Origin of the sequence: Cellulosimicrobium cellulans, from assembly GCF_042723955.1 — a bacterium.
GTDB classification, from domain to species: Bacteria; Actinomycetota; Actinomycetes; order Actinomycetales; family Cellulomonadaceae; genus Cellulosimicrobium; species Cellulosimicrobium cellulans_H.
The window spans coordinates 289-12,903 of the sequence record NZ_JBHXIC010000108.1 but is presented as its reverse complement, the minus strand read 5'-3'; the positions used below and the strand labels follow the sequence as shown (position 1 = coordinate 12,903).

Sequence of the window (12,615 nt, the reverse complement as noted above, 5' to 3'; positions counted from 1 at the left end):
GGGGGGGGGGGGGGGGCGGCGGGCGGGGGGCGCGCGCGCGGGCCCCCGGCCCGGGGGGGCCCGGGGGCCCGCGGCGGCGGCGCGCCCCGCCCCCCCAGTATCGCGCGCCACGCCCCGCCCCCGGCCGGCGCCGCGGCCGGCAGAAGATGCGCTACCGCGGCAAGGAGGTGGCGTGGGGCTACGTCTTCATCGCTCCCGCGCTCCTGCTGTTCCTCGTCATGGGCGTGTACACGCTCTTCTTCGGCGCCCAGCTCTCGTTCGTGCGCTGGAACGGCCTCACGCCCACGTGGGAGTGGGTCGGGCTGAAGAACTACGCCGACCTCCTGTGGGCGAGCCCGATCTACGCCCCGGTCGTGCACCGCGCCGCGCTCAACACGCTCGTCGTGATGATCGCGGTCCCGATCCTCATCCTCGCGGTGTCGTTCCCGCTCGCGATCGTGCTCAACCAGGCGCGCCGGTTCGCCGGCGTCCTGCGGTCCGTGTACTTCGTCCCGTACGTCACGGCCGGCATCGCGGTCTACATGGCCTGGCAGTACGTGCTGGAGCCCAACGGCGCGATCAACCTCCTGCTGCGCGCGCTCGGCCTCGGCAGCCTCGCGCAGCCGCAGGGCTGGCTCGGCAACCCGTCCACGGCGCTGCCGACGCTCATCGTCATCATGGTCTGGTCCGGGGTCCCGGTCGCGATGCTCCTCTACCTGACGGGCCTCCAGTCGATCGACTCGTCCGTCCTCGAGGCGGCCCAGCTCGACGGCGCGGGGTGGTGGCGCACCAACTTCTCGGTGGTGCTGCCGCTCCTCAAGGGCACGACCGCCGTCATCATGCTGCTCAACGTGCGCGACGCGCTCCAGGGCTTCCAGATCTTCCTCATCATGACGAACGGCGGCCCGGCCGGTCGCACCAACGTCCTCGGCCTGGAGACGTACGACCTCGCGTTCCAGCAGCAGCTCGCCCCGACCCTCGGCCTCGCGAGCGCTCTCGGCTGGCTCCTGTTCTTCGCCGCGCTCGCCGTCGCGATCGTCAACCAGCGCGTCACGAGGGAGAAGTGATGACCACCGTCGCCGACCGCACGCAGCTCCCCGACGTGCCCGCCCTCACCCCGCGCCGTCGCGGCACCCCCGCCAAGGTGGTCGTCGCGCGCGTCGTGGTGGGCGTGCTCCTCGTCGGGTACGCCGTCGTGAGCCTGTACCCGTTCCTGTGGATGGTCTCGGCCGCGTTCAAGACGCAGCAGGAGATCGTCATGGGCGGGGGCAACCTCGTCCCCGCCGAGCCGACCCTGTCGACCCTGGTCGACACGTGGAGCCGGCTGCACTTCTTCGACTACTTCCTCAACAGCGTCAAGGTGACGGGCCTGACGACGCTCGGCGTCGTCGTCGTGTACTCGGCCGCGTCGTACGCGTTCGCGGTGCTGCGCTTCCCCGGGCGGCAGGCGTTCTTCCGCCTGTTCCTCGTGCTGCTGTTCGTGCCGGGCGTCGTGACGCTCCTGCCGATCGTGCTGCTGGAGAACCAGCTCGGGATCCTCGGCACGCACCTGGGGCTCATCCTGCCGTTCGTCAACGGCACCGCGCCCCTGTCGATCCTGCTGCTGACCAACGCGTTCCGGTCCGTGCCCGGGGAGCTGCGGGACGCCGCGCGGGTCGACGGCGCGGGCGAGCTGCGCATCTTCGCGCGCGTCTACGTGCCGCTCGCGCGGCCCGCGATCATCACGATCGCGCTGCTCACCGCGATCCCCACGTGGAACGAGTACCTGCTGTCGCGGGTGTCGCTCAACGACCCGTCGACCTTCACGCTCCCCATCGCGCTCCAGCAGCTCCAGTCGTCGAACGTCGTCCAGTACAACCAGCTCATGGCGGGCGCGCTGATCGTCGTGATCCCGGTGATCATCCTCTTCCTCGCGACGCAGCGGTACTTCGTCAACGGCCTGGTGGGTGCCGTGAAGGGGTGACCCCGGGGGCCTCTCGGCCCCGACCGCGCAGCACGCACCACCGCACAGATCGGAACCACGCCATGCACTCCACCACGTCCACCGACGCGCCCACCGGGCCCGCCCTCCTTCCCGGGGCCATGCTCCTCGTCACGGGGGCCGCCGGGGTCATCGGGCGGGTCGCCGTCCCGCGTCTCGCCGCCGCGGGGTACCGCGTCGTCGCGACCGACCGGGCGCCGTTCGACGCGCCGGCGGCCGTCGCGAGCCTCGTCGGCGACACGCGCGACGCGACCTTCGTCGACGCCGCGCTCCGTGCGGGTCAGGGTCCGGACGCGCCCGTCGTCGACGGCGTCGTGCACCTCGCGGCGATCGCCTCGCCGGGCCAGGTGCCCGACGACGAGACGGTCGCCCAGAACGTGCAGGGCGCGTTCTGCGTGCTCGACGGCGCGGGCCGGGCGGGCGTGCGCGTCGCCGTCGCGGCGTCGTCGTTCTCGGCGTACGGCTACCCGTGGGCCGGACGGCATCTCTCGCCCGCCTACGTCCCGGTCGACGAGGCGCAGGAGTCGGTCGCGGTGGACGCGTACGCGCTGTCGAAGCTGCTCTCCGAGCAGGTGGGGGAGTACGCCACGCGGCGCTACGGCCTGCCGACGACGATGCTGCGCATGCCGTTCGTCGGGTCGGGCGACCGGCTGCGCGAGTGGGTCGACCTCGCGCACCGCGACCCGGGCGCGATCCGGCAGGAGCTGTGGACGTGGCTCGACACGCGCGACGCGGTGGACGTGGTGCGCGCGATCCTCGAGTCGGGCGTCACCGGCCACCACGTCGTGAACGTCGCGGCGCCCGACACGACGAGCGACGTCCCCACGGCCGAGCTCCTCGAGCGCTTCCACCCGGGCTCCCGCGTGACGCGGCCGCTCGACGGGTTCGCGTCCGTCATCGACACGACCGCGGTGCGCGAGCTGTTCGGGTTCGTCCCGCGCCACGACTGGCGCACGGGCGACGCGCTCGACCCCGCGAGCGAGGCGCCGGCCGAGGGGGTGAGCGCCTGACCCCCTGAGCACGCACGCGTCAGTCAGTCCGAGAACAAGGGTGTTGAGGATGAGCATGCATGCTGGAGCAGGACGGGTCGTCGCCACGGGCGCGGCCCTCGTCATGGCGGTGACGGGGCTCGTGGCCCCCGCCGTCGCGAGCCCGGTGGTCGACGTCGACCGCTACCCGGTCGGGGTGGGCGCCGACCTGTCGACGACCCCGCGCACGCACGGGATCGCGGTCGCGACCGCGCCGACGACCGGCGCGCAGGAGACGGGCGAGGAGGGCGTTCGCGCGTTCTGGCGCACCGACGCCGCGGCCGGCGCCGAGCGGATCGCGCTCGACGTCGCGGACGCGTACGTCGGGCGCCTCGCCGACGTGCCCGGGTACCTCGTGGTGGACCACCGCGCGGGCGAGCAGGTGGTCGCGACCGCGGCCGACGGCTCGGTGCTCGGTGCGGGCGCGGGCGCGCCGGAGGCGGACGCCGACGGCGACGGCTGGACGTCGACCGTCGTCGCGCTCCCCGCCGGGGCGCTGGAACCGGGGACGCAGGCGGGCGGAGACCCCGAGGTGTCGCTCGCCGCGGCCGAGGGCGAGCTCTCCGTCACGTCCGTCCGCGTCGTCGCGCAGGGCACCACCGTGGACCTCGGCCCGACCGTCGCCGAGCGCGGCATCGCGGTGCGCGCGGGCGACGCGACGGCGGGACTCGTCACGGGGGCCGCGGACGGCCGCGGGTACTGGCAGACCGGCCGGGCGCAGGGCACGAACTTCGTCTACGCCAACGTCTCGGACGCGTACGCGCTCGACACGCGCGACCGCGTGCTCGTCGACGCGACCGTGCAGCAGGGCGGCGGCGACATGTTCCTCCAGTACGACTCGCCGGGCGACACGATCCCGCACATGTTCAAGCCGTCGCCGCGCCTCGCGCTCGGCACCGACGGCACGTGGGTGTCGCGCTCGTGGCTGCTCGACGACGCGATCCTCACCAACCGCTCCAACGGCTCCGACTTCCGGCTCTCCGTCGAGGGGTCGCCGCAGGACGTGCGGATCGACTCGCTCGCGGTGACCGTCGTCCCGCGCGAGGTCGACCCGGCGATCGCGCTGCGGCGCCTCGTCGAGCGCGCCGACGTCACGTACGCCGCCGCGCGCGAGGGCGAGCGCGACGGCCAGTACCCGGCGGGCTCGCGCGCCGGGCTGCGCGCCGCGATCGACGCGGCCGACGCCGTCGCGCAGGACCCCGACGCGAACGGCGACGCGGTCGACGCCGCGACGACGGCCCTGGAGGACGCGCTCGAGGACTTCCTCGGGTCGCAGGTCACGACCGACGTCGCGCGCGGCAAGCCCGTGACCGTGAGCTCGGGCGGCCCGGCCGCCGCGGCGACGGACGGCGACCGTGGCACCGCATGGACCTCCGCCCGCGACGGCGACGCCGAGTGGGTCCAGGTCGACCTGGGCGCCGTCACCGAGATCGACGAGGTGCTGGTGCGCTGGACGCCGGACTACGCGCACGTCTACCGCGTCCAGGTGTCGACGGACGGCACGACCTACGACGAGGTCGCGAGCGCCGGCGCGATCGACGCGACGGGGGTGCGCACCCGGTTCGAGCCCGTCGACGCGCGCTACGTGCGCCTCGCGCTCGACGAGCGGGCGACGCAGCGGGCGACCTTCGCGCTGACGGACCTCGAGGTGCGCCGGGCCCCGGCCGTCCCGGTCGACCCACGCCTCGTCGAGACGGTGTTCCCGACGGAGGACGTCGTGGTCGCGGACCAGGTGGTCACGGACTTCGGCGCCGACCCCACGGGCGAGGCGGACTCGACCGCGGCGATCCAGGCCGCGCTGTACGCGTGCCAGGACGCGACGGGCGGCACGGTCTGGCTCCCCGCGGGCACGTACCGCGTGACGGGCACGCTCGAGGTGCTCCCGCACTGCACGCTGCGCGGCGACCACCCCGACCGTGCGGTCTCGCCCGACGCCGACCCGCTCGACGGGACGGTCGTCGTCGCGGACCTGCCGTCGGGCGCCGACGGCCCGAGCCTGTTCCGCGTGGGCGGCAACGCGGGCGTCGTCGGCGTGACGACGTACTACCCCGGCCAGGACGCGGCGGACCCGGTGCCCTTCGGCTTCACCGTCGAGCTCCCGGGCCGTGCGTGGCAGGGCGAGCAGAACTACATGATGAGCAGCGTCGAGCACGTGACGATGCTCAACTCGTACCGCGGCATCGGGATCTCCACGATGGCGCACGACCGCGGCGAGGGCGGGCCGGGCTCGCAGGTGCACGAGATCGCGAACGTGCGCGACGTCGTCGCGACCGCGCTGTTCGAGGGCGTCGTCGCGTACAACGGCGCGGACGTGGGCACGTGGCAGGACGTCACCTTCGACAACGGCGTGTGGGCAGGGGCGGGCGCCGCGTACGACGCCCCGGAGCGTGCGGTCCTCGACGCGTGGACGCGCGAGCACGGCACGGGCCTGGTGCTCGGCGACCTCGAGTGGGACGAGTTCTCGGGGGTCTCGGTCGCGGACTACGCGGTCGGCATCCGCATCGTCAAGGGCCAGCGCGCGAGCTTCACCGGCTCGTTCCTCGACACCGAGGTGCGTCGCACGGACGTCGCCGTCCAGGTCGAGGTCTCGGACGACCGCTGGGGCACCGCCTTCGCGGGCGGCACCCTGGAGGGCTCCGAGGCCGCGGTCCGCAACACGTCGGGCGGCTACGTCAAGCTCACGGGCACGGACGTGACGGGTGCCCTGGAGGGGACGGTCCACGTCCTCGACGGTCCGGACGGCGGCGTGCCCGCGAGGCCGGAGCCGGTCCTCGCGCCGCGTCCCGCCGATCGGCTCGTCGACGTGACGAAGGCGCCGTACGACGTGCCCCGCACGCCCGGCCGGTTCTCCGACGTCGACGTGACCGGCGCCGTCCAGGCGGCGCTCGACGACACCGCGGCCGCGGGCGGCGGCGTCGTGTACCTGCCCGCGGGCTGGTACACCGTGCGCGGGCACCTCACGGTCCCCGCGGGCGTGGAGCTGCGCGGCTCCGCGGGCGTGGCGAACCGCGACTCGCTCGAGCTGAGCGGCGGCACCGTGCTCCTCGCGTACGAGGGCGGCGTGGCGCCGGCGGCGCCGGGCGAGCCCGACCCGTCGGTCGGCGAGACGGCGTTCGTCACCCTCGCGGGCGAGGACGCGGGCCTGCGCGGTCTGCGGGTCTTCCACCCCGAGAACAACCCGGCCGGCCCGGACGGCGTCCGGTCCTACCCGTTCGCCGTGCGCGGCGACGCGCCGGGGGCCTACGTGGTGAACGTCGGCCTGACGAACGCGTGGAACGCGATCGACCTCACCGCCGCGGCGGACGGGTTCCTCGTGCGGCGCGCGGTCGGCCTCTTCCTCTCCGAGGGCGTGCACGTCGGCGCCAACGAGGGCGGCACGGTCGAGAACGTGCTGTCCAACGGCAACGTCATCACGCGCCTCGCGTACGGGCTGCCGGGCTGGGTCGAGGGGGCCGACCTGTTCGGCCAGGTCATCGACCCGGTCGCGCGCGAGCGCGAGGTGCTCGTCCGGGCCACCGGGTCGCAGGACCTCACGGTGCTCAACACGTTCGCGTACGGGACGCACGACGGCATCGTCGCGAGCGACGGCGCCACGGTCCGCGCGTTCAACCTCGGGACCGACAACCTCGGCCCGGGCGGGCACACGGTCGACGCGGACGCGTCGAGCGCGGTGAGCGTCGTCAACCTCATGCGGTTCAACGGCACCACGAGCCGCGGTCCGGTGACGATCGTCAACCCCCTCGCCATCCACATGGCGACGTCGGCGCTGGGCGTCGCGGCGGACGCCGCGGAGGGTGCCGCCGGGACCGTGCGCGTCGAGGGCAACGAGGCGGAGCCGGGCCGGTACGAGACCGGGAGCGCGGTGGCCGTGGTCGCCGAGCCCGCCGAGGGGTCGGCGTTCGCCGGCTGGCGCGACGCCTCCGGCGCCGTGGTCTCCCGCGACGCGCGGTACGCGTTCGCCCTCGCGGCCGACGCGTCGCTCACGGCCGCGTTCGTCGTCGCCCCAACGACGGACGTCGAGGTCGAGGCGGCCGGGCGGTGCCTCGCGGGCCGTGCGTACGTCGCGGTCCGCGCCCACAACGGGGGCGACGACCCCGTGACGGTGCGCCTCGCCACGCCGTTCGGGGAGCGCACGGTCGACGACGTCGCACCGGGGAAGAGCGCCTACCAGTCGTTCGCGACACGGGCGACGACGGCAGAGGCGGGCGCGGCGCAGGTCACCGTCACCGCGGGCGGCGGCGACGTCGTCCTCACGGCGCCGTACGCCGCCGTGCGCTGCGGCTGACGCATCCCGGCCGAGCACCCGCGCGGCCGGCACGACGGCGGGGCCCGGGGCGACCCGGACCCCGCCGCCACACGGACGGGCCCGCAGGGGAGCCCGCAGGAGAGGACACGAGACATGACGGCAGCGGGCGACGGACCCGGGACGATCCACGGGGCGGACCCCGGCGAGGTCCGGCGCCGCGCCGGGTGGCTCGGCCAGGTCGCGCGCGTCGAGCAGCTCGTCGACGCCGACGGCCCGGCCCGCGGGGCGCGCCGCGTGCGCGTCGTGACGGGCGGTGGGCTGGAGCTCGACGTGCTGCCCGACCGTGCGCTCGACCTCGGCCAGGTGACCGTTCACGGCGTCCCGCTCGCGTGGATGGCCCCCGCGGGGCTCGCCGCGCCCGGGCTCTACCAGGGCGACGACTTCGGCGCGACGTTCGGCGGCGGGCTGCTCGTCACGTGCGGCCTCGACCACGTCGGGTCGCCCACCGTGGACGACGGCCGCCGGTTCCCGCAGCACGGCCGGCTCACGTCCATCCCGGCGAGCGTCGAGCGCGCCGCCGTGGTGGGCGACGAGGTCGTGGTCGAGGGCGTCGTGCGGCAGGCGTCGCTCCACGAGGAGCACCTCGTGCTCCGGCGCCGGGTCCGCGCGGGCCTCGGCACGACGTCCGTCACGGTCGAGGACACCGTGACCAACGAGGGCTGGCGCCCCGAGCCGCACCTCGTGCTCTACCACGCGAACCTCGGGTGGCCGCTCGTCTCCGAGGCCGCGGAGCTCGACGTCTCGTCGGAGCACGTCGAGCCCGACGGGCCGGACGCCGTCGGCGACCCGTGGCGCGAGATCACCGCGCCCGCCGACGGCTACCGCCAGCGCGTGCACCGGCACGACCTCGCGCCCGGGACCGGGCGCGCCGTCGTGACGAACCGCGAGCTAGGGCTGCGCCTGACCGTCTCGTTCCCGACCGCGACCCTGCCCGTGCTGTACCAGTGGAAGATGTTCGCCCCTGGGCAGAACGTCCTCGGGCTCGAGCCCATGAACGCCCCCGCGATCGGCGGGCGCGTCGCCGCGCGCGAGGAGGGCGTCCTGCCCGTCCTCGCGCCGGGCGAGTCCGTCTCCTACGCCGTGCGGTTCGACGTCGAGCGCTTCTGACACCCCCACCCGGACGACCCGCACCGCGAACCCCGCGAACCGTCCTCGACCCGCCAGCCCACGCCCCGCGCGAGACCGCCCAGGAGGCCGTCGCATGACCGACCGCACGTCCCCGCCCACCGCCCTCGTCGTCCGCGGCGGCTGGTCCGGGCACCGCCCCGAGGAGACGACCGACCTGTTCGTCCCCTTCCTCAGCGCGCAGGGCTACGTCGTGCGCGTCGAGCCGTCGCCCGCCGTCTACGCCGACGCGCGCACCATGGCGCAGGTCGACCTCGTGGTGCAGAGCGTGACCATGAGCGAGATCAGCACCGAGCAGGTCGCCGGTCTCGTCGCCGCCGTCGAGGCGGGCACGGGACTCGCGGGCTGGCACGGCGGCATCGTCGACTCCTACCGCGCGAGCAGCGAGTACGCGCACCTCGTCGGCGGGCAGTTCGCCCACCACCCGCGGCGCACTGCCGGACCTGACGCCCCGCTCGGGCCGCTGCGCGGCGACGAGACGGACAGCTTCGTCACGCACGCCGTGCGCGTCGTCCCGGAGCAGTCCCACCATCCCGTCGTGGCCGGGCTCGACGACTTCGAGATCACCACCGAGCAGTACTGGGTCCTCACCGACGACTACGACGACGTCCTCGCCACCACGACCGTCGAGGCCCGGCCCGAGGACCCCTGGCACGACCCGTCGACCTCGCCCGCCGTCTGGACGCGGCGGTGGGGCGCGGGCCGGGTGTTCGTGTGCACGGTCGGGCACCGGCCCGAGGACATCGAGCACCCGACGGTCCGCACGATGGTCGAGCGCGGGATGCTCTGGGCGAGCCGGCAGGAGCACGCGCTGTGACCGCCGAGGCACCGACGCGCGACGTCTCCGCCGGCGCGACCGGCCGCCCCGCGGGCGTCGGGATCGTCGGCTGCGGCGCGATCAGCGGCCAGTACCTCGAGACCCTGCCCCGGCTCGGCGGCCTGCGGCTCGTCGCCGTCGCCGACCTGGACCCGGGGCGCGCGGCCGCCGTCGCGGCCGAGCACGGCGTGCGGGCCCGCACCGTCGACGCGCTCGTGCGCGACCCCGAGGTCGACGTCGTCCTCAACCTCACCACGCCCGCCGCGCACGAGGAGGTGGCGCTCGCGGCGGTCGCGGCCGGCAAGGACGTGTACGGCGAGAAGCCGCTGGCCGCCGACCGTGCGGCCGCGGCCCGGGTCCTCGCGGCCGCCGACGCCGCGGGCGTGCGCGTCGGGTGCGCGCCCGACACCGTGCTGGGCACCGGGGTCCAGACCGCGCGTCGTGCCGTCGACGACGGTCTGCTCGGGACGCCAGTCGCCGCGACCGCGACGATGGTCACGGCCGGCCACGAGCGCTGGCACCCGCACCCCGACTTCTACTACCGCCCGGGCGGCGGTCCCCTGCTCGACATGGGCCCGTACTACGTCACCGCGCTCGTGCACCTGCTCGGCCCGGTGACGTCCGTCGTCGGGGCCTCGAGCCGGGCGCGTGCGACGCGCACGATCGGCTCCGGCCCACGCGCGGGCGCGGAGGTCCACGTCGAGGTCGACACCCACGTCACGGGCGTCCTCCTGCACGCGTCCGGCGCGCTCTCGACGCTCGTCATGAGCTTCGACGCGCCGGCGAGCCAGGCACCGCCGATCGAGGTGCACGGCACGCTCGCCTCGCTCGAGGTGCCCGACCCGAACGGGTTCGACGGCGTGGTCCGCGTCCGCGAGGTCGCCGGGGACACGTGGCGCGAGCTCCCGGTGGGCGCCGGCTTCCGCGGCGCCGGCCGCGGGTACGGCCTCGCGGACCTCGTCGCCACGCCCGACGGCGTCGAGCCGCGCGCGAGCGGCCGGCTCGCCCTGCACGTGCTCGACGTCATGGAGTCGTTGCTCGACGCCGCGCGCACGGGTGCGCGCGTGGAGGTCGGCGCAGCCGCCGACCGCCCGCGTGCCGTCCCGTTCACGACCGTCCTCGGCGAGAGGGGGTAGCCCACACCGACGCTCCTGCACGAGACGTGACCGACCGTGCCGGGCCGTGACGACGACGTCAGGCCGGCACCCCCAGAGAAACGGACTTGAGCACATGAGCTTCACCCGACGTTCCTTCCTCGGCCTGACGGCCGCCGCCGCGGCGACCGCCGTGGTCGGGACCCCCGCCTCCGCCGGTGCCGCAGCCACCCTCCCGGGCGCCGCCGTCGCGGTGAGCCCGCCCGGCGACGTCGTCGGCAAGATCACCGCCGGCTACCAGGGCTGGTTCGCGTGCCGGGGCGACGGTGCCCCCATCGACGCGTGGTGGCACTGGGCCCGCCAGGCCGACCAGGCGCCGTCGACCACGAACACCGTGATCAAGTCGTGGCCCGACGTCCGCGAGTACACGGCGACGTACCAGACCGCTTTCCCCGCGCTCGGCGACGGCCGCCCCGCGCGCCTCTTCTCCTCCTACGACCAGCAGACGGTCGACACGCACCTGCGATGGATGGCAGAGAACGGCATCCACACCGCCGCGCTCCAGCGCTTCAACCCGTTCGGCGGCGAGGGCCCGACGCGCGACGTCATGGCGAGCCGCACCCGCACGGCCGCCGAGCGGGCGGGCGTGAAGTTCTACGTCATGTACGACGTGAGCGACTGGTACGCGATGCGGAACCAGATCACGCAGGACTGGACGACCAAGATGTCCGTCCACGTCGCCTCGCCCGCGTACGCGCGGCAGAACGGCAAGCCGGTCGTGGGCATCTGGGGCTTCGGGTTCGACGACGCCCAGCGTCCCTTCACGCCGCAGGAGTGCCAGGAGGTCGTCGACTGGTTCAAGGCCCAGGGGTGCTACGTCATGGGCGGCGTGCCGACGTGGTGGCGCGAGGGGACCGGCGACTCCCGGCCCGGCTTCGCGGACGTGTACCGGTCGTTCGACATGATCTCGCCGTGGCTCGTCGGCCGGATCGGGACGCTCGCGGGCGCGGACGACTTCTACGCCCGCGCCACCGTGCCCGACCTCGCGGAGTGCACGCGGCTCGGCATCGACTACCAGCCGTGCGTGCTGCCCGGCGACCTCCAGGAGGGTCAGCGCGCGCACGGCGACTTCATGTGGCGACAGTTCTTCAACCATGCCCGGGCGGGTGTCGCGAGCGCGTACATCTCCATGTTCGACGAGTACAACGAGGGCAACCAGATCGCGAAGACGGCCGCGACCGCGGCGGACGTGCCCGCCGGGTCGGGCATGCGCGCGCTCGACGAGGACGGCACCGCGTGCTCCCCGGACTACTACCTGCGCCTCACGAACGACGGCGGTCGGATGCTGCGCGGTGAGCTCGCCCTGACGGCCGTGCGCCCGACGCCGCCGGTTGTCGGCGGCGGGCCGGGGCCCGTGACCGGCCTCGTCACCCTCCGGGCGCGCGCGAACGCGCAGTACGTCCAGGCCCGGCAGACCGACGGCGGCACGCTCGTCGCGGCCGGACCGACGGTCGGCGCGTGGGAGAGGTTCCGGCTGGAGGAGCTGGGCGGCGGGGTCGTCGCGCTGCGCGCCGACGCCGACGGCCGCTACGTGTGCGCCGAGGACGCGGGCGCGCAGCCGCTCGTCGCGAACCGCGTCGCCGCGGGCGCGTGGGAACGGTTCCGGCTCGAGGACGTGGGCGGCGGCGCGGTCGCGCTGCGCGCCGAGGTCAACGGCCGCTACGTGTGCGCCGAGGGCGCGGGCGGCCAGCCGCTCGTGGCGAACCGGACCGCCGTCGGGCCGTGGGAGACGTTCGACCTCGCCCGGCTCTGACAAGACGCGGGCCGGCACCGGCATGGTGCCGGTCCGCAGCGAGTGGCGTCAGGGTGCGGGCTCGACCTCGCGCGCCTCACCACCCGTTGGCGCTGCGGCGGATGACGTCGCGCCGCAGGTCCAGCAGCGCGGCGCGGGCGCGGCGGCGACGGTCGACAGGGTCCACGGTGAGCTCGTCGCCGGGGTTCGCCCGGCGCTGCGGCTCGTCGCGGGAGCCGAGGTCCACGGTCACGCCGTGGTCGATCGGGTGGCGCGTGGCCGTCGTCGTGGTGGAGGGCGTGGTCGACGGGGCGGAGAAGAGCGGGCGGTTGTCCGGCACGGGGGCCTCCTCGGGACGCGGTCGCGCTGTGCGGCCGCGAGGTCGGGACGGATGCTGGTGGGGGGGGGCGGGCGGGCCGCGGCCCCCCCCCACGGGGCGCGCGCCGGGTGTCACGCCGCGGGCGGGCGTGGGGGCGCGGGGTCTGAGCGGCAG

General features: G+C 75.2%; 9 protein-coding genes. 8 read left to right on the top strand and 1 reads right to left on the bottom strand.

All coding sequences use genetic code 11. The annotated features are described in order from the left end of the window. Positions 1–146 precede the first annotated feature (146 nt). The 8 genes from ACFWH7_RS19090 (at position 147) to ACFWH7_RS19055 (ending at position 12,143) form a co-directional block, all read left to right on the top strand. On the top strand, positions 147–1,046 hold the full coding sequence (locus tag ACFWH7_RS19090) for a carbohydrate ABC transporter permease (protein WP_378218928.1): 900 nt from the start codon (positions 147–149) through the stop codon (positions 1,044–1,046). Next, positions 1,046–1,942: a carbohydrate ABC transporter permease gene (locus ACFWH7_RS19085; protein ID WP_378218926.1), complete on the top strand. Its 897-nt coding sequence runs from the start codon at positions 1,046–1,048 to the stop codon at positions 1,940–1,942. The genes ACFWH7_RS19090 and ACFWH7_RS19085 overlap by 1 nt, the downstream gene beginning before the upstream one ends. Before the next feature lie 62 nt (positions 1,943–2,004). Beyond that, positions 2,005–2,970 carry an NAD-dependent epimerase/dehydratase family protein gene (locus ACFWH7_RS19080; RefSeq protein ID WP_378218920.1) on the top strand — a complete coding sequence of 322 codons (966 nt, stop codon included), beginning with the start codon at positions 2,005–2,007 and terminating at the stop codon, positions 2,968–2,970. Positions 2,971–3,019: 49 nt separating this feature from the next. Next, positions 3,020–7,273 carry a discoidin domain-containing protein gene (locus ACFWH7_RS19075; protein WP_378218918.1) on the top strand — a complete coding sequence of 1,418 codons (4,254 nt, stop codon included), beginning with the start codon at positions 3,020–3,022 and terminating at the stop codon, positions 7,271–7,273. A 114-nt stretch (positions 7,274–7,387) separates the two neighbouring features. Further along, entirely contained in the window at positions 7,388–8,401 is a 1,014-nt protein-coding gene (locus ACFWH7_RS19070; protein WP_378218916.1) for an aldose 1-epimerase family protein, read from the top strand. Between the two features lie 94 nt (positions 8,402–8,495). Next, positions 8,496–9,236, top strand: a complete 741-nt coding sequence (locus ACFWH7_RS19065; RefSeq protein WP_378218914.1) for a ThuA domain-containing protein — start codon at positions 8,496–8,498, stop codon at positions 9,234–9,236. Continuing rightward, positions 9,233–10,372 (top strand): Gfo/Idh/MocA family protein, encoded by a 1,140-nt coding sequence (locus ACFWH7_RS19060; RefSeq protein WP_378218912.1) that lies wholly within the window; start codon positions 9,233–9,235, stop codon positions 10,370–10,372. Before ACFWH7_RS19065 ends, ACFWH7_RS19060 begins: the two co-directional genes overlap by 4 nt. A gap of 94 nt (positions 10,373–10,466) precedes the next feature. Continuing rightward, positions 10,467–12,143, top strand: coding sequence for a hypothetical protein (locus ACFWH7_RS19055; protein WP_378218910.1), 1,677 nt, complete (start codon positions 10,467–10,469; stop codon positions 12,141–12,143). 76 nt (positions 12,144–12,219) lie between these two features. On the opposite strand, the gene ACFWH7_RS19050 is transcribed toward ACFWH7_RS19055, so the two are convergent. After that, positions 12,220–12,462: a hypothetical protein gene (locus ACFWH7_RS19050; protein WP_378218908.1), complete on the bottom strand. Its 243-nt coding sequence runs from the start codon at positions 12,460–12,462 to the stop codon at positions 12,220–12,222. Positions 12,463–12,615 lie beyond the last annotated feature (153 nt).